This window comes from Paenibacillus sp. 8b26 (genome assembly GCF_050626875.1).
Lineage (GTDB): Bacteria > Bacillota > Bacilli > Paenibacillales > Paenibacillaceae > Paenibacillus.
Genome location: NZ_CP192445.1, coordinates 3,387,906 through 3,410,387, shown reverse-complemented (window position 1 = coordinate 3,410,387; position 22,482 = coordinate 3,387,906). Strand labels below are relative to the sequence as shown.

Sequence of the window (22,482 nt, the reverse complement as noted above, 5' to 3'; positions counted from 1 at the left end):
CCTCCCCAGGAAAAGTGCCTTGATTGTACCCGGTCAAGCTGAAAACAAGATTAAAGCAAGCTGAGAGTATTCCTTTCAAAGTATTTCTTTTAATGAATAGAAAATACTTGAAATAAATCCCTTTTTGACCGAAAATGTAAAGGGGAATTATGGTATTGTTTCAACATTTTTAACATAGGGAGGGGAGAAAGATTCACGTATAAGCTTTGCATGAAACAAAAGTGTCAACGATTACACAAAATCTGAATTGAACAGGGGTGTGCAAAATGTTAAATATCTTCAATCGGAAGGCGATGCTCAGCTTGTTGCTGGCAGCCGTCATTGCTCTCGTTATTCAAGGTTCTATAGGGGGAAACCTGCATGTGGCCCAAGCAGCCGACAATGTGATTAATGCCAAGGATTTTGGCGTTAAACCTAACACGAACACCTCACAATCCAAGGAAATCCAGAATGCGTTAAAGTATTTCTATGATCGTGGTACAGAGGGAACCGTGTACTTCCCGGCAGGTACATATCTGGTTGACGATTCGATCCGTTTATATGCCGGGGTGAGTCTGAACGGTGACGGAATGGGCAAAACGATTTTCAAAAAAACAGGGTCTAAAAACCAATACGTGATTGGGAATCCGATTCTACGAAACAATTCTGACGGACTAGACGTGAAGCTGTCGAATCTCACCATTGATGCAGACCGTGCGAACCGTGAAGCTCGTGGCGAAAGTCAGGTAGGCGGTATGATTATAGATGTGGCCGTCTCGCACCTCACGCTGGATCGCGTGGAGATTCGTGACACGACCATCGGAGCCCTTCTTCGCAGAACGAGAGATTCAGAGATTACCAACAGCCGCTTTGACCGGAATAATGGACATGCCATTGCCACCGGACATGAAAGCTATCCGGCAGGTGAGTTCCGTAACGTCAAAATTACGAATAACCAGATTACCAATTCGGGCGGCGGCAGTGGAATCAATCTGTCACGTGCAACCTACACGACGGTCACCGGGAACCAAATTATCAACAAGACCCATCAATCTGACGGCTACGCAGGCATTCGCATCCCTAATAACGGTGCCAACAATACCGTCAACAATAATGTAATTGAAAATTATCCTCGGGGAATCTTTGTACTGACTGGAGCGACAGGTAACAACGTATACGGGAATACGGTAAAAAATGCATCCCTGCAAGGTCTGCTAGTCCAATCGGATGGCAATACCTTCACAGACAATGAATTTATTCAAACCAATTCTTCACTTAATCCTGACACAATCATTCGCCTTGCTAACGCAAACAGCAACAAAATTATTGGTAACGAAATGACCACGTACTCCGGATTTTCCAACATAGGAATACGTGTCACTGATTCCAGCTCCAATGAAATTAGGGACAACATCACAGATACTTCAGGCAAATCAGTCAGTATTGAGGGTGGCAGCAATAATGTGAATAAAGGCAACCGTAATCGGTAGCAGAATTATGTACTATGCTAGTTCCTCTGTTTCCGTTACAATATGTCAGTGTGATTCTGGCATCGGCAGATTGACGCGTACTTGAACATTATTGGAGGCTTCTATTTTTTCATGCAAAACGAATCTCATTCTAACGTAAAAATCGTAACGGCCGATCCGAGCGCGATCGGTCTGTTTGGCTTGGCTATTGTAACGCTTGTGGCTTCATCCCAAAAGCTTGGTCTCACTGAAGGCTTGAGCTTCATCATCCCTTGGGCAATCTTCCTTGGTGCCTTTGCACAGCTGTTTGCCTGCATTCAGGATGCAAAGCATAATAACACCTTTGGCATGACGGCATTCGGCGCTTACGCTTTCTTCTGGTTAGCCGTAGCTAGTAGCTGGATGATCAAAATGGGCGTATTCGGCCCTGAGCTGGCTTCTGCTGTAGACGGTAAACAGCTCGGTTTTGCCTTTGCGGGCTATCTCATCTTCACGCTATTCATGACCATTGGAGCGATGGAGACGCATAAGGTTCTGTTTTTTATCTTTGTATTGATTGATTTTCTGTTCCTCGGTCTTAGCTTCGATGCATTCGGTGTTGCTCCAGAGGTATTCCATACCATCGCGGCTTATGCTGAAATGGGAATTGGTCTTCTCTCGCTGTACGGTACAGGAGCCGCCGTTCTGAATGCTCACTTTGGCCGTACGTTCCTGCCTGTAGGACGTCCCTTCGGTATTTTCAAACCACGTCCTTAGCTGTATATGTAAGCCCCGCAAAGCCGCCTTTCGCGCCGATCCGCGTTAAGGACGGCTTTTTGGGTTATAAAGTTGGAATTATTCGGCTTGCCAATTCGGCATCCGCTCTGCCGCATAACGAAGGCCAGCTGCCATCCCTTTGGGAATGATCTCGTTAATATTTTCCATTTCCTCTGTAGATAAAGCGATATCGACTGCCCCCGCATTTTCCTCTAAATAAGTAACCCGCTTGGTGCCTGGAATCGGTACAATTCCCTCTTGCGCAAGCAGCCATGCCAAGGCCAGTTGAGAAGGCTTGACCCCTTTTTGAGCAGCGAGGTCCTTAATATGCTGTACGAGATCGAGATTTTTCTGGAAATTCTCAGGCTGAAAGCGTGGCACGGTGCGACGGAAATCATCTTCTGCAAAATCATCAAACTTCTGAATTTGCCCGCTCAAAAAGCCGCGTCCCAGCGGACTGTACGCTACAAATTCGATTCCCAACTCCTTGCAAGCGGGTATAACCTCATCTTCTGCTTCCCGGCTCCATAAAGAGTATTCCGTTTGCAGGGCCGTGATCGGGTGAACCTTGTGAGCACGCCGAATGAGTGCAGGAGAAGCTTCGGACAGCCCCAAATAGCGGACTTTTCCCGCCTGAACCAAGTCACTCATCGCGCCGACCGTTTCCTCGATAGGTACATTCGGATCGACACGGTGCTGGTAGTACAAATCAATGACATCTACGCCCAGTCTTTGCAGGCTGCGGTCACATGCCTGTTTTACATATTCAGGACGGCCGCTGACACCCAGAAATGCCCCATCCTCTCCGCGCATAATGGAAAATTTCGTAGCCAATACCACCTCATCCCGGTGACTTCGCAGAACTTCACTGATCAGTTTTTCATTTTCTCCCATACCATAGACATCCGCTGTATCCCAGAAGTTGATCCCCAGCTCCAACGCACGATGCAGCGTTTTGATCGACTCCTGATCATTCAACTCGCCATAATATTCGGACATTCCCATGCAGCCCAGACCCAGTGCAGATACTTGTAGGTCACTTTTACCCAGTTGTTTCTTTTTCAATTTCCATCACTCCTATAAAAAGAATGTCATCGGCCTTTCTAATCACCATCACGTTACATCCAGTATGTTACTACTTAAAGTTAACTTGAAGTCAAGCGTTGTCTCATTACACGCTCTATATCAAATTATTCAGGTGAATTTTTGATTTTAAGGAATGGAAGACAACGCTAAAAAGGCCTGGAGGGTACAGGGAAATTTATCATAAAGAGTATCGTTTAGTGAATATAAAATCCTGAAATAGAAATAATACACATAAAGTGTAATCGAAGGGGTCGGTTGTAATAATGGATCAAAATGAATCTCATACAAAATTTCCGCAATTTCCGAAATCGTATTGGTTAGCTTCAACTGACATCCCCAGTTTTCCCAAGCTTAGTGGGGATATTCAGGTGGATGTTGCCATTGTAGGTGCGGGGATCACCGGTATTACCACTGCTTATTTACTTTCTAAAAAAGGACTAAACGTCGCAGTCGTCGACGCAGGGCGGATACTTCATGGAACAACGGGCCATACTACCGCCAAAATAACCGCGCAGCATGACTTGATCTACGGCGAGTTTCTTTCACATTTTGGCAAGGAGAAAACCCGGCTCTATTACGAAGCCAACCGTGACGCTCTTCAATTCATTAAACAAACGGTAGAGGAATACAATATCGATTGTCAATTTACAGAAGAAGATGCCTACGTTTATACATGTGCAGATACGTATGTAGAGAAAATCGCTGCCGAATATAAAGCCTACGAAGAATTGGGCATCCCGGGAAGTTATGTCGAGCAAACGCCTCTGCCGTTTTCAACTAAAGCAGCTATTATGATGAAAAACCAGGCCCAGTTTAATCCGGTTCCTTTCTTAAGGTATTTGGCAAATCAAGTCATCCGTCAGGGCGGGAAAATTTATGAGCAAACCACCGTTGTAGGTGTGGAAAAAGGAAACCCTACCATCATTAAAACAAACGACGGAAATAAAATTACCTGCAACCATGTCGTGTCCTCCTCGCATTTTCCATTCAATGATCCAAACAGTCTTTATTTTGCGCGATTGCATGCCGAGCGTTCTTATGTACTAGCCGTCAAGACCGACAGAATCTATCCGGGTGGTATGTACCTAAGTGCGGAAACCCCAAAACGTTCGCTTCGCTCGGTACTGGTAAACGGAGAACCGATGGTCATCGTCGGTGGGGAAGGCCACAAAACGGGCCAAGGAATCTGTACCTTCCAGTACTATGAAGCTTTAGAAAAGTTTGCAGAGCAAACATTTGGATTAAAGGAAATCATTTATCGCTGGTCAGCCCAAGACTTGTATACGCTAGACAAGCTCCCCTATATCGGGCAGGAGCTATCCACCATCCCTAACATCCTTGTTGCTACGGGTTATAGAAAATGGGGGATGACCACAAGTGTGGCGGCAGCTTTATTAAATACGAATCTGATTACCAGAAAGGAAAGCCCGTACCAGGATCTTTTCTCCCCCTCAAGGTTTCATATGGACCCCGACATTAAAACATTCGTGACACAAAATGCAAATGTGGCTAAACACTTGATTGCTGGGAAGTTGGAAATGATCCATAAAAAAGCCGAAGAACTACAGCGCGACGAAGGAGCGGTCATCCAGGTAAATAGCAAAAGGGCGGGCGCTTACCGAGATCTACAAGGAGCATTGCACCTAGTGGACACAACTTGCACCCATATGGGCTGCGAAGTCGAGTGGAATGAGGCAGAAAGAACATGGGATTGCCCTTGTCATGGCTCTCGCTATTCATATCAAGGTGAAGTCATTGAAGGACCGGCCAAAAAATCGCTTGGCAAGGTTGAAAATAGCTCTGAATAAACCTAGTTAGGCTGGATAACCTACCTTAGAGAAGCATAAAAGAAAGGTGATCCGATGATAAACCAACAGTCTACACTAGCGGCGCATGAGTCCCTAGAAATCCACGAAGCGCTTAATTTTAAAACGTTATGCTTAGCCAAGTCCAAATTAATGCAAGGCTTAGTATTCGATCAAGAGCTAAAGGATTTAATGGAAAAAGATGTTCAGCAATCTATACAAGCTATTGCCGATTTGCAAGCAATCTATGCCAAAGCACCGTTTCAGACACCTGTACCGGAGTTCCGTCCCACACCAATACTAAATTGAGGTGAATGATGTGACATTAGATCAGACCCAGTCCGCTAAAATGGATTATGTGGATCCAAAAAACTCATTAAACATGCCAGAAATGGCAGACACGACCTTAGCGATGGATTTTCTGATTCGCGTCAAGGAAGGAGTTCGAAATACAGCTGTAGCCTTGACGGAAGCCGTCTCTCCAGATGCCAGAGCTCTATTGCGCAATCAACTGCATCAAGGCATCGCGCTTCATCAGGAAATTACTGATCTTATGGTACGAAAAAAATGGTTTCATCCCTATGATCTGCAAAAGCAGTACCCATTGGATCAGCTATCAGCCAACAAGACGGTGGATATCAGCAAAATGAAACTGTTCCCAGACGATACCACCCGCAAGGGTATGTTTGATCGCACGCCGGACGAACACATGGGAGGAAACCGGGCATGAAGGCAGTGACCTACCAAGGTATCAAAAACGTTGTGGTTAAAGATGTTCCGGACCCAAGTATTCAAAAAGCCGATGATGCGATTGTCAGACTGACGACAACCGCTATTTGTGGTTCAGATCTGCATCTCATTCACGGATTGATTCCGAATCTACAGGAGAATTATGTAATTGGACATGAGCCGATGGGAGTTGTAGAAGAAGTCGGTAGTGGCGTAACCAACTTGAAAAAGGGAGACCGCGTGATCATTCCGTTCAACATAGCGTGCGGTGAATGCTTTTACTGTAAAAACCAATTGGAAAGTCAATGTGACCATTCTAATGAGCATGGAGAAATGGGCGGTTTTTTCGGCTATTCAGGAACAACTGGTGGATATCCGGGTGGACAAGCTGAATATTTACGTGTGCCTTTTGCCAACTTCACTCACTTCAAAATTCCGGAGAGTTGTGAACATCCTGACGAAAAGCTCTGCTTGATCTCTGATGCCATGACCACTGCGTTCTGGAGCGTCGATAATGCCGGGGTAACGGACGGGAATACTGTCATTGTTATTGGCTGTGGGCCAGTAGGTCTGTTAGCGCAGAAGTTTGCCTGGTTCAAAGGGGCAAAACGGGTCATTGCGGCAGACTATCTGGATTATCGTCTGCAACATGCGAAGCGTACAAATCATGTGGAGATTGTTAATGTGGAATCACAAGAAAATGTCGGCAACTACCTCAAAGAGATAACCAAAGGAGGCGCAGACGTAGTTATTGACTGCTCCGGCATGAGCGGTAAAATGTCTCCGCTGGAATCTCTCGCTTCCGGTCTCAAGCTTCACGGCGGAGCTTTAGGAGGACTGGTCATAGCTACACAAGCTGTGCGCAAAGGCGGTACAATTCAAGTTACCGGAGTATACGGCGGTCGATATAACGGTTTTCCTATGGGAGACATTTTTCAGCGAAATGTTAATTTACGTACGGGACAGGCACCCGTTATTCACTATATGCCTTATATGTATGAGCTGATTGATACAGGTAAGGTCGACCCTGGGGACGTTGTCACACACGTCATTCCGTTAAGCGACGCCAAACACGGATATGAAATTTTCGATACCAGACAGGATAATTGCATCAAAGTTGTGCTTAAACCTTAACTATATATTGGAGTATTGGAGGTAAACGTCATATGGTGTATGGCCTGCATGAAACCCTTGAAGTCCATGAATTGTCAGCGTTCAAAACAGTGTGTCTTACCAAGTCTAAAACCATGCAAGCATTAATCTCTGATCCGACTCTCAAAGCTATATTACAGCAGGATGTTGACTTATCGACCCGCCAATTACAAGAACTCGGTACTCTCTTAGATCAAGCCATTTCACAGGAGGTTAAGCCATGAATACACTGTTGGAGTATTTGACCGGACTCAATACCTTAACGGACCAAGTCATTGCAGCCGATTTTCTGAACGTCGCCAAAAGCGGTGTGAGAAATTACGCTATGGCTGTAACAGAAGCGGGAACTCCAGAAATTAAAGCTATTCTTACGAAGCAACTGGATGAGGCTATTGATACGCATGAGCAGATTTCAACATACATGATCGAACGTGGCTGGTATCACCCATGGAATGTAAAAGAGCAGCTTTCGATGGATCTACAAAATATCAATACTGCATTGCAAGCCCCCGTTTTATAAAGATAGGACACTCACTTCGGTCGTACATTCCTGCCGTCGAACGTCCTTTGGGAATGTAAACCCACAAAGCCGCCTTTCACGCCGATACGCGTTAAGGGCGGCTTTTGGGATTAACATGTTTTCTTAATTATTCGGCTTGCCAATTCGGCATCCGCTCTGCAGGATAACGAAGGCCTGCTGCCATCCCTTTTGGGGCAGCAAGGTCCTTAACATGCTGCACGAGATCCAGATTTTTCTGGAAATTCTCAGGTTGAAAACGTGGCACAGAGCGACGGAAATCATCTTCTGCAAAATCATCAAACTTCTGAATTTGCCCGCTCAAAAAGCCGCGTCCAAGTGGACTGTAGGCCACAAATTCGATGCCCAGTTCCTTACACGTCGGTATAACTTCATCTTCCGCTTCCCGGCTCCATAAAGAGTATTCCGTTTGCAGGGCTGTAATCGGATGTACCTTGTGAGCGCGTCGAATGAGCCCAGGAGAAGCTTCGGACAGCCCCAAATAGCGGACTTTTCCCGCCTGAACCAGGTCACTCATCGCACCCACCGTTTCCTCGATAGGTACATTCGGATCGACACGGTGCTGGTAGTACAAATCAATCACATCTACTCCTAGTCTTTGCAGGCTGCGGTCACATGCCTCTTTTACATATTCGGGACGGCCACTTACACCCATAAATGCGCCATCTTCCCCACGCATAATGGAAAATTTAGTAGCTAACACCACTTCGTCACGGCGGCTCCGCAGAACTTGGCTAATCAGTTTTTCATTTTTCCCCACATCGTAGACATCGGCAGTATCCCAGAAGTTTATCCCTAGCTCCAGCGCACGATGAAGCGTTTTGATCGACTCCTGATCATTCAACTCACCGTAATATTCGGACATTCCCATGCAGCCCAGACCCAGTGCAGATCTTGAAGGTCGCTGTTACCCAGTTGTTTCTTTTTCAATTTCTATCACTCCTCAATTGTCAGAATAGTCATCGCATTTCCTAATCACTACGTCACATTCCGTATGTTACTACTTAAAGTTAACTTGAACTTGAAGTCAAGCATTGTCTGGTTTGAAAGGAGAATTATTATGTATGAACAGAAGCGCTTCTGAAGCTTCTGGACGGTAAGGAAATTTTTATTTATAGTGCTAAGGCTTCTTCCGTAATCTTTTTAATATCAATGGATGAAGGCGTTTCTTCCTTAACCATATCCGGCAAAATATGTTCCAGAAAATAATCAACACATTTTAATTGGATATTTTTGATTTTAACGAGCGCATTACGATACATGACTATAAATTCTTTTTCAGTATTTCCCCGCTGTAGTTCGGCAAATGCTTCGTACACCTGATCCATCTTGTCAGCAACTTCAAGGATCAAACCTTCTACTGAATTGTCTTTGCCTTCCCGTAACTGTTTGCGGAAAATGGCTTTAAAATCCTCGGGAATATTCTCTTCAATAAAATACTCAATCATGCCTTCTTCGACCTGCTGGATTAATAACCGGAGTTCCTTCGAGGAATGCTTAACAGGCGTTTTAATGTCTCCAATAAAAATCTCCCCGTAATCGTGACTGCTTGTGATCTCGTAAAGCTTTTTCCAGTCAATGCTAACCCCGTTTCTCTCTTCAATATCAGCCAGCGTTTTGGCATACTGTACCACTTTCCATGAATGAGCAGATACGCTGTGTTCTTCAAATTTAAACTTGCCTGGACAACGAATAATTCTTTCCAACTCGTTTAGTGATCGAAAATACGTATGAATCCCCATACTTGCATCCATCCTTTAGTTTATATGATATTTGTGGATATAGATCCTACTATAGGGCTCAACTATTAACAGCAGATTAGCGCAGTATAAAGTGGAGAATTACACATATAGCATGCAAACCAATTTTGCTATACACTTTATATAAAAATGTTAAAAGTGCGGTGAAATCGTTGTTTAAAATCTTGCTAATTGAAGATGATGAAACTTTATTTCATGAAGTTAAAGATAGATTAACTCAATGGGCCTATGATGTGTATGGCATCCAGGACTTTAGTAAGGTAATTCAGGAATTCACAATGATAAAGCCTGATCTGGTCGTGATTGATATTCAATTACCGAAATTTGATGGGTTTCATTGGTGTCGAATAATTCGATCCCGCTCTAACGTCCCTATCATCTTCTTATCATCACGTGATCACCCTACGGATATGGTGATGTCGATGCAGCTTGGAGCGGATGATTTTATCCAAAAACCGTTTCATTTTGATGTACTCATTGCAAAATTACAGGCGACACTTCGCCGCGTGTACAATTACAATACAGAACCTGTCTCCCTGAAAACATGGTGTGGAGCCACGGTCGATTACGAAAAAAATGTAGTTGCCAATGAGGCTGGCTCCATCGAATTAACCAAGAACGAAATTTATATTTTAAAGCTTCTAATTGAGCAAAAAAACAAAATTGTCTCCCGGGAGGAATTAATTAAAAGCCTTTGGGATGATGAACGTTTTGTCAGCGACAATACCCTGACCGTCAACTTAAATCGCCTGCGAAAAAAACTGGATGAGCTGGATTTGGGCCGTTTCATTGAAACGAAGGTGGGGCAAGGCTACATGGCTACAGAAGAGGCACATGCCTATGATTAAAAAATATCTTATGGAAAGGAGAAGCTGGATTCTACTTTTTGTATGTCAGCAATTCCTTATCCTGCTCATCGCTTATGTGGATGCAGCAATCCCGTTTATGCCGATCCTTTATATTGTCTTCTTATCTATGATGGTATTCTTGGGTTTTTTAATTATCCGCTACCCTAAAGAAACCAAATTCTATAAAACACTAGAACAATGGGAAAGCCCTCTCGAATTAACGGGTATAGGCGAACCGGAGAGTCCATTTGAGCAAATCATTGAACAAAAAATCACCGACCAGACCGAACGGTTACAACAAATCATCTCGCAAAATCAATTGACACTTGAACACGAAAAAGATGAACTATTATCCTGGATTCATGAGGTAAAAACACCTTTGACCGCCATGCATTTGATGATTGAGCGGTTGGACGACAAGTCCCTAAAAGCTCAGTTAACCTATGAATGGCTACGAATTCACTTACTGCTGGATCAGCAGCTCCATCACAAACGCATATCTTTTATTGAAAATGATTTGTATGTCGAGCAAGTGAATTTAAAATCTCTGGTTTTTAAAGAGATTAAAACATTACAATCATGGTGCATCCAAAAAGGGATCGGTTTTGATATCCAACTTGAGCAAATGGAAGTGCTTAGTGATGCCAAATGGCTTGCTTTTATCGTTAGGCAGCTCTTAACCAATGCCATCAAATATAGCGATGCCAGTGATATTATCATTCACAGCTATGAACAAAATGATCGAATACGGCTTGAGGTTCAAGACTTTGGTCGCGGTATTGATCCGAAGGATATACCCCGTATTTTCGAGAAAGGTTTTACATCCACGACCCAACATTCTGATCATACTTCAACGGGCATGGGGTTATATTTAACGAAAAAGGCAGCAACGCCTTTGCTCATACATATAGATATGCATTCCAAACCGGACGCCGGTACAACCTTTACTTTAATTTTTCCCAAACAAAATGATTTCGTGAGTATGGTGAGCATGTGACAGAGATGTCACATGCTTTTATGTATTGTTCGCCCAATCAAAGGAAAAACATCGGCTCTATTTTTATAATAAGGCTACAAGAACAATAAGGAGTGCATCGAAGTGAATATTTTAGAAGCAAATAAAATTCATAAGAGCTACGGCAACAAACTAAATATTCAAGAGGTATTAAAAGGAGTTGATATCCATATTGAAGAAGGGGAATTTGTCAGTATTATGGGAGCCTCCGGTTCAGGTAAAACCACTCTGCTCAATGTCCTTTCCTCCATTGATAAGGTAAGCCACGGGTCCATCAAAATTAAAGACATCGAAATGACGAAAATGAAGGAGAAGCAACTGGCTGAATTCCGCAAAAAACATCTGGGATTTATTTTTCAAGAGTATAACCTGCTGGATACGCTAACCGTGAAGGAGAACATTCTTTTACCCTTATCCATCACCAAAACGCCTAAAAAAGAAGCAAACCGAAGATTTCAGGAAGTAGCTACAGAACTGGGAATTTATGAACTGAAAGATAAGTACCCCAATGAAATTTCGGGCGGACAAAAACAGCGTACATCTGCGGCTAGAGCCTTTATTCATGAGCCCAGTATTATTTTTGCTGATGAACCTACGGGTGCGCTGGATTCCAAATCAGCTTCCGATTTATTGAACAAGCTGGGCCAGTTAAACCAGAAGCGCAAGGCAACCATCATTATGGTCACGCACGATCCCGTCGCTGCCAGCCATTGCAGTAGAGTCTTTTTTATTAAGGATGGACAAATGTATACACAGCTTCATAAAGGTGAACAAGAAAGGCAAAGCTTCTTCCAAGATATCATGAGAACCCAAGGGGTCTTAGGCGGGGTCCAATATGAACATTAATCTGCTCATTCTAAAGAATTTGAAAAAAAACCTGAAAAATTATTACCTTTATGTTTTTGCTCTCATTTTCAGTGTTGCGCTCTATTTCGCTTTTGTCACACTACAGTACGATCCCTCCATGGACGAAGTGAAGGGCTCTGTTAAAGGTGCAGCTTCCATACGGGCAGCATCCGTTTTACTGGTCGCTATTGTCTGCATTTTCCTTATGTATGCCAATAATATTTTTATAAAAAGACGAAGCAAAGAAATTGGCCTATTTCAATTGATCGGAATGACTAAAAACAAAATTTTTCGCATCCTAAGTGCTGAAAACTTAATTCTATACTTCAGTTCACTATTCATTGGAATTGGGGTTGGATTCTCCTTTTCCAAATTAGTGATCATGATTTTATTTAAGACGACGGGCGTCGAAGCCATTGCCACTCTATATTTCTCTAACCAGGCACTGACTCAAACACTCATCGTTTTTGGTATCATCTACCTGTTGATCATGCTCATGAATTATTCCTTTATCAAAAGACAGAGTATTTTGTCTTTGTTCAGAGTGACCTCAACCACCGAAGGGAAAATCAAGAAAATATCTATCTATGAGATGATCATCGGGATCATTGGAGTTTCATTCATCGCTTTAGGATACTATGTTTCTTCCAAATTGTTTGGTGGAGACTTTACATCCATGAATGAATTATTTATGGCTATGGTGTTTATTCTGGGCTCTGTCATCATCGGAACACTACTTTTTTATAAAGGATCCATCCGCTTTATTTCAAATATCATCAGAAAAAGTAAAGGCGGGTATTTGAACATTAATGAGGTGCTGTCTCTCTCATCCATTATGTTCCGCATGAAATCCAATGCTTTGTTGTTGACCATTATTACAACAGTATCAGCACTTGCCATCGGTTTACTTTCCTTAAGCTATATCGCCTATTATTCTGCGGATCAAGCAGCTGAGGACAATGTACCTTCCCATTTTGCAATGACGAATGTACCGGATGCGGAGAAATTCAAAACGTTACTTCAAGAGCATGACATACAGTATCGTGAAAAGAAAATTGAAGTCATTCAAGTCAGTGTGAACACAGCGCAAATTATGGAGACTCCTCTGGAAGGGTTAAATATCGGTGCGGATTCCATGACGCTGCCTGTCATAAGCGATGAATCTGTGGAGGCTACGGATGTATCTCCAGGTCAAACGATTTTAACGGGCTATAATGATCTGTTACAGAAATTTATGTCCTTGAAAAGCTTTGGCCCATTGGACTTGAAGGGGAAAAAGGAAGTCATACATCAACAATATTTGGGTCTAAAAAAGGAATATGTTATTCCCTACTATTTTACAGCCGGCGGACTACCCACTGTCATTGTAGACGAAACCATATTTAAGCGGTTAAAGAAAGATGTGAATCCTGAGATTCAAAAGAAATCATCCTTATATATTGGAATTGATATGATGAATGAAGACCAGATCAAAGAAGCCGATCGCCTCTTTAAAGCCGCCAATTTTAATGATCAACAATCATCACGCCTTGAAATGAGCAGCAATCAGAAGAGAAACATGGGGCTGATCATGTTTGTAGTTGGATTTTTAGGACTCACCTTTCTCATTACATCAGGCTGTATCCTTTATTTTAAGCAAATGGATGAGAGCGAAGACGAAAAAGCCAATTATACGGTGTTGAGAAAGCTAGGGTTCACACAAGGGGACCTGCTTAGAGGCATCAAAATAAAACAAATCTTTAACTTCGGCATTCCATTAGTAATCGGCCTTTCACACAGCTATTTCGCCGTCCAATCCGGCTGGTTCTTGTTTGGAACAGAAATCTGGATGCCTATGATCATCGTTATGGTACTATACACTGCCTTATATTCCATTTTCGGGATACTATCCATCCTGTATTATAAAAAAGTCATTAAAGCAGCATTATAATCGGTCAAAAGCTCCAGGCGAAGGCACTGGGGCTTTTTCCAAATGATTGAGCATTTTTATTCCTGCGTGTACAATAAAATGACTATCATCGTTACCCCAAAGGGGGAGAGCTTATTTTATTATTACTCATCAATGGCATCGGCATCTTAGCCAATATCATACTCGGTTCCTCTGTAGGCGTGGCTATTATCGTAGGAATCGTCTTTTTCCTGCTTGGTTTACCTGAGTTTAAAAAATCGCCAAAGCTCACAAAAGAGGCTGTCAAAGATATCATCTATATTTTTTTGACCCTGTTGATTCTTCTTATATTTGTAGTCATCATTTCCTGGAATATCCGTACTTCAAGTGTCTTGAGTTTTTCCGGTCCGCTCACATCAGAAATGCAGTTTTACTGGGGGAGAAAAGTATTAATCATAGGTCTGTTGGAGGCCGCATGGTTCTTCATAAGTATAAAATGGTTGTTACCTATTGTTTTCGATCGAGTTGATCTCAGTAAGAAACAATCCATTTTTGTGATCAGCGGCATTTTATTAAGTGAGATTTCAGGTATTTATGCCATGCTAGGAGCAAGTTAAAAGAACCCCGCACTTCCTGTCTGTGACAGAGAAGCGGGAGGCTTTATCCGTGGGAATATTCCCTTTTCAAGAACAGTATACATGCTTAACGCAAAGGCTCAAATCCTTCTACTTGCTTCAGAATTCGCTCAATTTCCGCGCATGTCTCTGGTTGAAGCGTCACCTCGACTGCTTTCACATTTTCTTCGATTTGTGTCGGTTTAGTGGCCCCAATGAGTGCAGCGCTGATACCCGGTTCTCTCAGAATCCAGGCAAGCGCGAGCTGTGACAGGGTGACACCCAAATCCTTCGCCAGCTTATCCAGCTCCTGGACACAGTTTAGAACGGTATCGTTCATGTAACTGCTGATGACATGATTGACGGAGGCATCAGCCCCGCGGCTGCCCGTCGGTAAAGGTTGTCCCGGTTTGTATTTACCCGTGAGGATACCTTGGGCCAGAGGCGAAAATACAATTTGGCCGATACCTAGCTGCCCCGATACGGGTAGTACCTCGCGCTCGATATAACGCTCGAACATATTATAGATCGGCTGATTGGCAATCAGCGGACGCAGGTTCAGCCTTTTTCCAATGCCATAGGCATCTGTGAGCTGTGTGGCGCTCCATTCGCTTACCGCAGCATACAGGATCTTGCCTTGAGCCTGAAGGTCATCCAGAGCCCGCAGCGTCTCTTCCAAAGGAGTGTCCTGATCGTAACGGTGACAGAAGTAAATGTCGATATAATCCGTGCCAAGACGTTGAAGACTAGCCTCGCATTGCTCCATAATGTGCTTGCGGGACAGTCCCCTGTCATTAGGGCCAGAATCCATAGGAAAGTAAACCTTCGTAGATAACACATAGCTTTCTCTTCGATAAGGCTTCAAAGCGGCTCCCATAGCCTTTTCGCCCTCACCCCGATTATACGCATTGGCGGTATCAAAGAAATTAATTCCGAGTTCAAAGGCTTTGGCAATACAGGTATGAGCTGCTTCCTGCTCGGCGGCTGTCCCGTACGTCAACCAACTGCCCAAACCGATTTCACTGATTTTAAGACCACTGTTGCCTACATTTCTATATTTCATATCTGTTCCTTCTTTCGTAAGAGGATAGCATTCTTATATTCTAGCATGTAAACCCTTTCACGAAAATATATGAAGTAGAAATCAGGCTTATACCACTCTACCTGTGAGAGTGGTATATCATTGCAGCCCTACATGCTCCCTTGTTTTCAGCTTCTGACCTTATTTCCCTATTGGAAAAAGCGCATCGTATGCAGGACAAGGCAGTTTGTCGAGAAAATCCTGAAGCTGCTTGGGTTTATGGGTGTAAATATCTTTTAAGGAAGTTCCGTTGTAAATGTTGCCGATGACCACGGGGTGGCACAGTTCACAGATTAGAATATCACCATTCCCGTGAAGATGAAGCTGCTTTTTACCATCCACGCAGTTTGAAAAGTAAACACCCGGCTGCTCCTTGAAGCCTAAAGCTTCTGCAAAACGATCCATACAGGTGAAATACAGCACGGTGTCGTCCTTTTTATGTGCGATCAAGTCATGAACGGAACGGACGAGTGCTTCCTTGGTGGAGATAGCGTTCCAGTTGGTATGATCCATCACGATGCTATTTTGGATTTCATGAATTCGTACACCAAGTTCATATACTTTCTCGCTGATTGCCGGCATGTTGTTCTGCGTCTCGGCAAATAACAAAGTCTCCAGCACCGTTTCCAGCTTGGCTTCGGTACATAACCGAATATTCTGGGCGATTGTCTCATACATGCGTGGATGAACATGATAATATGCCGCATATTTTTCGGGGTCCGTGAAGTTGAAGGAGATGTGGATGTTGGAAAGTCCCGCGTCACGCAACCTCTCAATCCGTTCAGGACTGAGCAAGCTGGCATTAGTGTTGAGCTGGGTAGCGATTCCCTTGCTCGAACAGTGAGCCACAATGTCCAGACAATCCTGATACTTCAAGGTCACCTCTCCCCCGGACAGCCGCACGCGCTTTAAGGTGGGGATTTCATCGATGATGCGTATCACTTCTTTACTGCTGATGCATTGTCCATCATTACGCTGGTATGCGCAGCAATAATCGCATTTGAAATTACAATTGGAGGTGACCCCAACTTCCAGCCCCTCCAACTCGTAGATACCCGGCTTTTCCAGTTCAAGCGATTTATATTTATTCTCTGTAGTCACTTCCATGACCCTCCCGATCTCAGGCTTGTGTCTTGAATTCCCTTGAGATTATACAGAATCAGGATGGCTGGGAGATATGACTTTGGTAACGGTGGGCGGTAAAAAACCATAGTCATACTTACTTATTTTCATCAGAGAGACGTTTGGATATCTTCGTGACATTTTGTAGGCCGGAATCCATGCTTCTCGTCAAATACTTATTAAAAAAGTCAGAATCAATTCCTGTCATATGATAAAAGAAGGATATTTCAGTTTTCCAATCGTTCTCGACCATTTGACGAATGTCCACGAGTCCTCTTTTAGAAACAAGGTCGATAATGGTTTTGATCTTCATTGGTTTTTGAATCGGAATTAATTCATCGAGCGGTTCAATTTTCAAATAACCTTTTCGATGTAAAGCAGCATAGAAGTTCCGATGATCTTTTGGTTCAAGATTCCCCAAATGAGCTGCCCTGTATCCCAACACTTGTAGCGAAGTCTTCCATTTCTTCTTCAAATCCAAGTAATTGTCTGGATTTGTGATATGGACAACATTTTCCATATCAAGTGCGAATTCGTCTTCTGGTAATAAGAATGCCCCAGCAAACATATTCGCTTCATTCTCAATAATTTTGTGTTCTTTTCGATTTAAATTAGTAAACTCAAGGCGATAATGAAGCAGTAAATGGCCCAATTCATGTGCTATATCGAAGTTCCTCCGAACGGCTGATCGTTTCATATTCCCTAATATGATATAAGGTCGATCGTTGCGAGTCCAGAGGCTGTAAGCATCAATGTCTTCACCAATTGCCTTCTCAAACACGAATACTCCACTTTTTTCCACCAGAAACATAAGGTCCTTGTTTGTACCTTGCGCTAGATCAAGTCTTTTTCGTGCCAAATGAGCGACTTTATTGATTTGAGTCGATCTATCGTCATCTGAATGGTTTAGATATTCGATAACTTCGTCCCTTAACCTGATAATCTTCAAGGTAGGAAGGCTAACTTTGGCCGTGATATAGTTAATAAAAGCATCTAAATATTCAACATGCTTCGCTTCTGCCTGCGTCTTCGAGATGACGTTCAAAACTTTTGAACGATAAGCGATATTCATTACGTTTACGTTGGCAGGTGTGATGTTCCGAGCAAGCATGTCTTTAGTATAAAAGTATTTACTTTTCACGTTGAAAATCCGCTTTAACTCGTTCACGATTTGCATTTTAGGAGATGTATACGCGTTCTCGTACTGCCAGACTGCTTGTTCCGTAACACCTAACATTTCGGAGAGCTGTTTTCTCGAATGTCCATGCATGATCCGTAGATTGGTCAAATTTTCACCAATGAACATGCTGCTCCCTCCTTATTTGACTAACACAGTCTTGCTTGTCTAGTTGTGCTGCTCTTCTTCCAAGATCCCGATATCGAATGCTGCTGGGTCCATAATATCTTCATTCATTTCTGGCGCAACTACTTCGCGATCCTCTTCCGTTAAATCAGCTCCAGAGATAAAATTTGAGAGATCTTCTATCAGATAAGCAATGTTATTATTTGGATTAGGCAAATAATGCATTATTTCAGATATCTGATAGGCCTCATCGAGTGCATATGTGAGTATATGGAACTCATTATAGGACGATTTGAAGCTTTCAAGCTCCTCTTTTACCTGACTCTCTAAAATGAGAAAAGAAAGTTGTTCAGGTTCTCCCCCTGTTTTAGAGGATTGCTCATTAGGGGAAAACACTAAATCTTTGTTAATTTTTGAAAGTTCATGAAGATAAGTACGACGTGGACCTTTCCTACCATAATTGCTAGGTAGCTTCGCTTGTGAAAAGCAATTCTCATTGAAATAAGCGGCGTTCTTAATAAGAAAGAGAATTTTGGAGTCGCCATGGATGAATTGGAGATAGTCCCACGTTAATCCAGCCTTCGATTTCTTATATGTAAAACCGTGATCAATGCACTCTTCTGCGATCTTGCTTTCGATAAAATTACCCTTGGTCCAGGCAAAAGCTGAGCTGAGCTGATCTTCATTTTTGCTTTTCGATCTTTACGATGCTCAATATAGTCGCGATATCCATCTACGATAGCATCAACAATCATTTTGTTGTGTTCGGATTTAAATTTGAATTGATCTATATCCACCGCTCCGATTCATAAGTATGAACAATACTTATATTTTAATCGAAATTCGGGCTTAAGAAAATGATTTTTTTTATTTTTTTTAAAGTTTTACTATATATTCTCACCCTGAGAAGAAAATGATATACGACAAACCGTATTACAAATAGTGGTAATTTGAGGGTGGAAATAACACTAACCTTTATGTAAGTACCTGTACTAAAAGTGCATACTTACTTATTTGCAGTGCATACTCTATACTCTAGAAGTAAATCATATTCAAGGAGGGCAAGTCTTTGAAAACTCTCATTATCGTATCGCACCCAAACATAGAAAAATCCGTGATTAATAAGCGATGGGTAGAAGAACTCAAAAAATATCCTGAAAAGTATACTGTACACGAATTGTATAACATTTACCCTGACGGAAACATTGATGTGGAAAAAGAACAGCAATTAATTGAATCACATCGTAATCTTGTTTTACAGTTCCCGGTCTATTGGTTTAATTGTCCGCCACTTCTCAAAAAGTGGCTTGACGACGTTTTTGCTTATGGTTGGGCATATGGTTCAAATGGAGGGGATAAATTAAAGAATCGTAAAGTCGGCTTAGCTGTATCTGCCGGAATCAAAAAAGAAGATTACAGCGAAGAGGGAAGATACCGCTATACGCTTGAACATTTATTGTCTCCTTTTGAAACTACATTGCTATACTGCAATGCGGATTATCGTTCGTTTTTTGCGTTTTATGGTATAGAAAGCGAACCTGGTGAAAATGAGCCTGGCAAAGAAAATGAGCCGGTTACACCCCATTTGGAAAATAGCGCGAAAGATTATTTGAATTTTGTGGACAACCTGTAATAGGTAGCTTTATTAAAGCTACAAAAGAAGAAGTATTCCCTTGTTTAGGAGATACTTCTTTTTGAATTAGACTAAATAGATATGCCTACCGCTGTATAGCCTCCAGAGCTGGCGAACTGTTATTCTCTCCCCACTCGCACATCATATTTAACAATGGAATGAGAGAAAGACCGCGTTCAGATAATGAATATTCAACTTTTGGAGGGACTTGGGGAAATTCTTTGCGTATGATCAGGCCATCTGCCCCCAGTTCTTTCAACATGATGCTTAGCGTTTTAAAAGAAATGGTACCGATCCTTCGCTTCAGCTCATTATGCCGCATAACCTTATTTTCAATAGACAATACAAAATGATCATTTTATATTTACCGCCTATTAAGGACAACGTATATCCGAACCCAGTATCTTTTAGCATCACACCAGTAGGAACACAGCTTTCACTCATAAGTTACACTCTCCTTTTGGTGGGTATAAGACATAAATATGCATACTGTGTTATTTTACAGTGTTACTGAAAGGAGGTAAAGTAAGATCGGTTCTTCGCTATACTCCTTGGTTAAAGATGCTTTTAATAAGTTGGCAAAACGATTTGACATTCATTCCTTCTTACGATAGTTGCCCTCCAATTGTGAGCGATATGTGAACTGGGCATACTTCTCATTTCCAAATCCATACTGAATATATCTGTTGTTAATGGAGGCGGAAGGTAGTGGACAAAAAGATGAACCTGCTCATGTTCAGCGGGGATTACGATAAGGCGATGGCTGGACTGATTTTGGCGAATACGGCTCGGGAATTGGACGTGGACGTGACGATGTTTTTTGCGTTCTGGGGACTATTTCTGGTTCGTGATCCTGATAAGATGACGCTCGAGGACAAAACGATTTATGAAAAAATCATGGGTTGGGTGACTCCAAAAGGACCTGAGGAGTTGCCGTTGTCCAAAATGAATTTTAGCGGTCTGGGCAAGCTGATGCTGACGGAAATGATCGAAGATAACGAAGCCCCGAAGCTGATTCATTTCTTGAAGGGGGCACGGAAAAAGAACGTCAAATTTTATGCCTGCAAGCTATCGGTGGACATTATGGGTTTTAAACCCGAAGAATTCATACCTGAACTAGAAATTATCGAGGCTAAAACGTATCTCAAAGATGCGCTCGAATCCGATATGCAGCTGTTCATATAAGCTGTAACTCACGCCTTGTCCGACTCTCGGATGAGGCTTTTATTTTGACAAAATGATGACATTCGCCTATTTTTCTTAACCCATTCGGGTCTTCCTACGTACCCTAGAACGACAGAACCACGTGGGAGGCGCCGCAGTATGCTCAAGGCTCGGATCGGAAGCAACAATAGTGCGTACCAGCCTTCTGGCGAGGCTTATTTCGCACGGTATCGGGAAGGTACGATTGGATATCGTCAAACCTTTGAATCTCCATACGGGCCAAAAAAGCTGATGTATGCGGATTGGGCAGCCAGCGGCCGTCTGTATGGACCTATTGAGTCCAAAATAGCTAACGATTTTGGCCCTTTTGTAGCGAATACCCATACGGAGTCTAATTTGACAGGTACCCTGATGACCCAAGCCTACGAAGAGGCAAAGCGAATCATTAAGAACCACGTTCATGCCAACGAACAAGACATCATTCTGTTTGCCGGGTCCGGTATGACAGGGGCAATAAATAAGCTTCAACGCATGTTGGGATTGAAAATACATGAAAAATTAAAACATCACTACCCTATCGCTGAAAAAGAACGTCCCGTTATTTTTGTCACCCATATGGAGCATCACTCGAATCATATCTCCTGGGCTGAAACGATTGGAGACGTCGTGTGCATTCCTCCCGGTCCCGGTGGTACAGTTGATCCGGCAAATCTGGAACGTTTGCTGCTTCAATTCCGTCATCGCCCTATCAAGATCGGCGCTTTTACAGCCTGTTCCAATGTTACGGGGTTTGAGCTGCCGATTTATCAGCTGTCCCGCAAAATGCATGAGCATGGCGGGGTGTGTTTCATTGATTTTTCCGCAAACGCTCCTTATGCCGCGATCAACATGCATCCCGCAGACCCGCTTGAAAGATTGGATGCTATTGTATTTTCTCCCCACAAATTTCTCGGCGGCCCCGGAACAAGCGGTGTTCTCATTATGGATTCGAAACTAAGCCTCAACCATGCCCCGGATCAGCCTGGAGGCGGTACGGTAAGCTGGACCAATCCTTGGGGTGGGTACGAATATAAAGACAATATCGAAGCACGCGAGGATGGGGGGACTCCTGCTTTTCTACAGGCCATACGAACGGCGCTCTGCATTCAACTGAAAGAACAGATGGGCCAAAACCGCATTTTGGAGCGTGAAAAGGAGTTAACGTCATTATTGTTAAAAGGGTTGGAAGTAATACCACACTTGCAGGTTTTAGGTGGAAGAAGCCAAGAACGACTCGGAATCGTTTCTTTCGTTGTTGACCATATCCACTACAATCTGATCGTAAAATTACTGAATGATCGGTTCGGAATCCAGGTCCGCGGCGGTTGCTCCTGTGCAGGAACGTATGGACACTATTTGTTGGGCATCGACCAACAAACCTCTAATGAGATGTCAGACCTCATCCATGCGGGAGACCTATCGAGAAAACCCGGCTGGGTGCGCCTGTCCCTTCATCCCATGATGACCCATCAGGAAGTCTCCTATCTTACCTCTTCCATACGAGCGGTTGTGGAAAATATCTTAATGTGGCAACAGGATTATACGTATCAGCCCGAATCCAACGAGTGGCGGTACAGGTATGAGCATAAAAAAATAGACATCAGCAAATGGTTCAATTTCAGCGATTAAGAAAACTTTGTCCACTCCTTACTTTC

The 22,482-nt window shown here is 43.0% G+C and carries 21 protein-coding genes and 3 pseudogenes; 16 read left to right on the top strand and 8 right to left on the bottom strand.

Annotated elements, in window-relative coordinates; translation table 11 throughout:
- Positions 1 to 266 precede the first annotated feature (266 nt).
- Together ACQ4MX_RS15715 and ACQ4MX_RS15710 are read left to right on the top strand one after the other, a co-directional pair.
- Positions 267 to 1,469 carry a glycosyl hydrolase family 28-related protein gene (locus tag ACQ4MX_RS15715; protein ID WP_431085813.1) on the top strand — a complete coding sequence of 401 codons (1,203 nt, stop codon included), beginning with the start codon at positions 267 to 269 and terminating at the stop codon, positions 1,467 to 1,469.
- 111 nt (positions 1,470 to 1,580) lie between these two features.
- Positions 1,581 to 2,204, top strand: a complete 624-nt coding sequence (locus ACQ4MX_RS15710; protein ID WP_134911856.1) for an acetate uptake transporter — start codon at positions 1,581 to 1,583, stop codon at positions 2,202 to 2,204.
- A 78-nt stretch (positions 2,205 to 2,282) separates the two neighbouring features.
- Here the strand turns inward: ACQ4MX_RS15710 and ACQ4MX_RS15705 are convergent, their stop codons facing one another.
- Complete coding sequence (locus ACQ4MX_RS15705) at positions 2,283 to 3,269, bottom strand: aldo/keto reductase (RefSeq protein WP_431085811.1); 987 nt, start codon at positions 3,267 to 3,269, stop codon at positions 2,283 to 2,285.
- A 284-nt stretch (positions 3,270 to 3,553) separates the two neighbouring features.
- Between ACQ4MX_RS15705 and ACQ4MX_RS15700 the strand changes: the two genes are divergently transcribed.
- From ACQ4MX_RS15700 to ACQ4MX_RS15675, 6 genes are read left to right on the top strand one after another with little or no spacing between them, the layout of a single operon-like run.
- Positions 3,554 to 5,098, top strand: coding sequence for an FAD-dependent oxidoreductase (locus ACQ4MX_RS15700; RefSeq protein ID WP_431085810.1), 1,545 nt, complete (start codon positions 3,554 to 3,556; stop codon positions 5,096 to 5,098).
- Between the two features lie 54 nt (positions 5,099 to 5,152).
- Positions 5,153 to 5,404, top strand: coding sequence for a spore gernimation protein GerQ (locus ACQ4MX_RS15695; RefSeq protein ID WP_431085809.1), 252 nt, complete (start codon positions 5,153 to 5,155; stop codon positions 5,402 to 5,404).
- Positions 5,405 to 5,444: 40 nt separating this feature from the next.
- The gene (locus ACQ4MX_RS15690) at positions 5,445 to 5,825 is read left to right on the top strand and encodes a spore coat protein (RefSeq protein WP_431091350.1); all 381 of its coding nucleotides are present in this window, start codon (positions 5,445 to 5,447) and stop codon (positions 5,823 to 5,825) included.
- Positions 5,822 to 6,958: a zinc-dependent alcohol dehydrogenase gene (locus ACQ4MX_RS15685; protein WP_431085808.1), complete on the top strand. Its 1,137-nt coding sequence runs from the start codon at positions 5,822 to 5,824 to the stop codon at positions 6,956 to 6,958. The genes ACQ4MX_RS15690 and ACQ4MX_RS15685 overlap by 4 nt, the downstream gene beginning before the upstream one ends.
- A gap of 32 nt (positions 6,959 to 6,990) precedes the next feature.
- Positions 6,991 to 7,200 (top strand): hypothetical protein, encoded by a 210-nt coding sequence (locus ACQ4MX_RS15680; protein ID WP_029518844.1) that lies wholly within the window; start codon positions 6,991 to 6,993, stop codon positions 7,198 to 7,200.
- A complete protein-coding gene (locus ACQ4MX_RS15675) occupies positions 7,197 to 7,496 on the top strand; it encodes a spore coat protein (protein ID WP_431085807.1) in 300 nt (99 codons plus the stop codon). Before ACQ4MX_RS15680 ends, ACQ4MX_RS15675 begins: the two co-directional genes overlap by 4 nt.
- A 127-nt stretch (positions 7,497 to 7,623) precedes the next feature.
- On the opposite strand, the pseudogene ACQ4MX_RS15670 reads toward ACQ4MX_RS15675, so the two are convergent.
- Positions 7,624 to 8,444: pseudogene (locus ACQ4MX_RS15670) on the bottom strand (aldo/keto reductase).
- A gap of 182 nt (positions 8,445 to 8,626) precedes the next feature.
- Positions 8,627 to 9,256 (bottom strand): YfbR-like 5'-deoxynucleotidase, encoded by a 630-nt coding sequence (locus tag ACQ4MX_RS15665; protein ID WP_430044343.1) that lies wholly within the window; start codon positions 9,254 to 9,256, stop codon positions 8,627 to 8,629.
- A gap of 170 nt (positions 9,257 to 9,426) precedes the next feature.
- Here ACQ4MX_RS15665 and ACQ4MX_RS15660 point away from each other — a divergent pair, with 170 nt between their 5' ends.
- The 5 genes from ACQ4MX_RS15660 to ACQ4MX_RS15640 all read left to right on the top strand — a co-directional run bounded on the left by ACQ4MX_RS15660 (position 9,427) and on the right by ACQ4MX_RS15640 (position 14,488).
- A complete protein-coding gene (locus ACQ4MX_RS15660) occupies positions 9,427 to 10,122 on the top strand; it encodes a response regulator (protein WP_431085806.1) in 696 nt (231 codons plus the stop codon).
- On the top strand, positions 10,115 to 11,119 hold the full coding sequence (locus ACQ4MX_RS15655) for a sensor histidine kinase (protein ID WP_431085805.1): 1,005 nt from the start codon (positions 10,115 to 10,117) through the stop codon (positions 11,117 to 11,119). The genes ACQ4MX_RS15660 and ACQ4MX_RS15655 overlap by 8 nt, the downstream gene beginning before the upstream one ends.
- A gap of 102 nt (positions 11,120 to 11,221) precedes the next feature.
- Positions 11,222 to 11,983, top strand: a complete 762-nt coding sequence (locus ACQ4MX_RS15650) for an ABC transporter ATP-binding protein (protein WP_431085804.1) — start codon at positions 11,222 to 11,224, stop codon at positions 11,981 to 11,983.
- Positions 11,973 to 13,913: an FtsX-like permease family protein gene (locus ACQ4MX_RS15645; protein ID WP_431085802.1), complete on the top strand. Its 1,941-nt coding sequence runs from the start codon at positions 11,973 to 11,975 to the stop codon at positions 13,911 to 13,913. Before ACQ4MX_RS15650 ends, ACQ4MX_RS15645 begins: the two co-directional genes overlap by 11 nt.
- 179 nt (positions 13,914 to 14,092) lie before the next feature.
- Positions 14,093 to 14,488 carry a hypothetical protein gene (locus ACQ4MX_RS15640; protein WP_431085801.1) on the top strand — a complete coding sequence of 132 codons (396 nt, stop codon included), beginning with the start codon at positions 14,093 to 14,095 and terminating at the stop codon, positions 14,486 to 14,488.
- Between the two features lie 85 nt (positions 14,489 to 14,573).
- On the opposite strand, the gene ACQ4MX_RS15635 is transcribed toward ACQ4MX_RS15640, so the two are convergent.
- The 4 genes and pseudogenes from ACQ4MX_RS15635 to ACQ4MX_RS15620 form a co-directional block, all read right to left on the bottom strand.
- On the bottom strand, positions 14,574 to 15,548 hold the full coding sequence (locus ACQ4MX_RS15635) for an aldo/keto reductase family protein (RefSeq protein WP_431085799.1): 975 nt from the start codon (positions 15,546 to 15,548) through the stop codon (positions 14,574 to 14,576).
- 159 nt (positions 15,549 to 15,707) lie between these two features.
- Positions 15,708 to 16,667 carry a radical SAM protein gene (locus tag ACQ4MX_RS15630; protein WP_431085797.1) on the bottom strand — a complete coding sequence of 320 codons (960 nt, stop codon included), beginning with the start codon at positions 16,665 to 16,667 and terminating at the stop codon, positions 15,708 to 15,710.
- Positions 16,668 to 16,785: 118 nt separating this feature from the next.
- Positions 16,786 to 17,994: a helix-turn-helix domain-containing protein gene (locus tag ACQ4MX_RS15625; protein ID WP_431085795.1), complete on the bottom strand. Its 1,209-nt coding sequence runs from the start codon at positions 17,992 to 17,994 to the stop codon at positions 16,786 to 16,788.
- 39 nt (positions 17,995 to 18,033) lie between these two features.
- Positions 18,034 to 18,782 (bottom strand): annotated as a pseudogene (locus ACQ4MX_RS15620) (hypothetical protein).
- 278 nt (positions 18,783 to 19,060) lie between these two features.
- Here ACQ4MX_RS15620 and ACQ4MX_RS15615 point away from each other — a divergent pair.
- Entirely contained in the window at positions 19,061 to 19,624 is a 564-nt protein-coding gene (locus ACQ4MX_RS15615) for an NAD(P)H-dependent oxidoreductase (RefSeq protein ID WP_431085794.1), read from the top strand.
- 85 nt (positions 19,625 to 19,709) lie between these two features.
- Here the strand turns inward: ACQ4MX_RS15615 and ACQ4MX_RS15610 are convergent.
- A pseudogene (locus ACQ4MX_RS15610) lies at positions 19,710 to 20,068 on the bottom strand (winged helix-turn-helix transcriptional regulator).
- A 264-nt stretch (positions 20,069 to 20,332) separates the two neighbouring features.
- Here ACQ4MX_RS15610 and ACQ4MX_RS15605 point away from each other — a divergent pair.
- Together ACQ4MX_RS15605 and ACQ4MX_RS15600 are read left to right on the top strand one after the other, a co-directional pair.
- A complete protein-coding gene (locus tag ACQ4MX_RS15605) occupies positions 20,333 to 20,809 on the top strand; it encodes a DsrE/DsrF/DrsH-like family protein (protein WP_431085793.1) in 477 nt (158 codons plus the stop codon).
- 138 nt (positions 20,810 to 20,947) lie between these two features.
- The gene (locus ACQ4MX_RS15600; protein ID WP_431085792.1) at positions 20,948 to 22,456 is read left to right on the top strand and encodes an aminotransferase class V-fold PLP-dependent enzyme; all 1,509 of its coding nucleotides are present in this window, start codon (positions 20,948 to 20,950) and stop codon (positions 22,454 to 22,456) included.
- Positions 22,457 to 22,482: the final 26 nt, after the last annotated feature.

Bases quoted from the DNA above. Each gene is read 5' to 3' on its own strand.
- ACQ4MX_RS15715 (WP_431085813.1), top strand. From the start codon at position 267: ATGTTAAATATCTTCAATCGGAAGGCGATGCTCAGCTTGTTGCTGGCA.
- ACQ4MX_RS15675 (WP_431085807.1), top strand. From the start codon at position 7,197: ATGAATACACTGTTGGAGTATTTGACCGGACTCAATACCTTAACGGAC.
- ACQ4MX_RS15680 (WP_029518844.1), top strand. From the start codon at position 6,991: ATGGTGTATGGCCTGCATGAAACCCTTGAAGTCCATGAATTGTCAGCG.
- ACQ4MX_RS15710 (WP_134911856.1), top strand. From the start codon at position 1,581: ATGCAAAACGAATCTCATTCTAACGTAAAAATCGTAACGGCCGATCCG.
- ACQ4MX_RS15665 (WP_430044343.1), bottom strand. From the start codon at position 9,256: ATGGGGATTCATACGTATTTTCGATCACTAAACGAGTTGGAAAGAATT.
- ACQ4MX_RS15690 (WP_431091350.1), top strand. From the start codon at position 5,445: ATGGATTATGTGGATCCAAAAAACTCATTAAACATGCCAGAAATGGCA.
- ACQ4MX_RS15655 (WP_431085805.1), top strand. From the start codon at position 10,115: ATGATTAAAAAATATCTTATGGAAAGGAGAAGCTGGATTCTACTTTTT.
- ACQ4MX_RS15685 (WP_431085808.1), top strand. From the start codon at position 5,822: ATGAAGGCAGTGACCTACCAAGGTATCAAAAACGTTGTGGTTAAAGAT.
- ACQ4MX_RS15625 (WP_431085795.1), bottom strand. From the start codon at position 17,994: ATGTTCATTGGTGAAAATTTGACCAATCTACGGATCATGCATGGACAT.
- ACQ4MX_RS15635 (WP_431085799.1), bottom strand. From the start codon at position 15,548: ATGAAATATAGAAATGTAGGCAACAGTGGTCTTAAAATCAGTGAAATC.
- ACQ4MX_RS15700 (WP_431085810.1), top strand. From the start codon at position 3,554: ATGGATCAAAATGAATCTCATACAAAATTTCCGCAATTTCCGAAATCG.
- ACQ4MX_RS15600 (WP_431085792.1), top strand. From the start codon at position 20,948: ATGCTCAAGGCTCGGATCGGAAGCAACAATAGTGCGTACCAGCCTTCT.
- ACQ4MX_RS15695 (WP_431085809.1), top strand. From the start codon at position 5,153: ATGATAAACCAACAGTCTACACTAGCGGCGCATGAGTCCCTAGAAATC.
- ACQ4MX_RS15645 (WP_431085802.1), top strand. From the start codon at position 11,973: ATGAACATTAATCTGCTCATTCTAAAGAATTTGAAAAAAAACCTGAAA.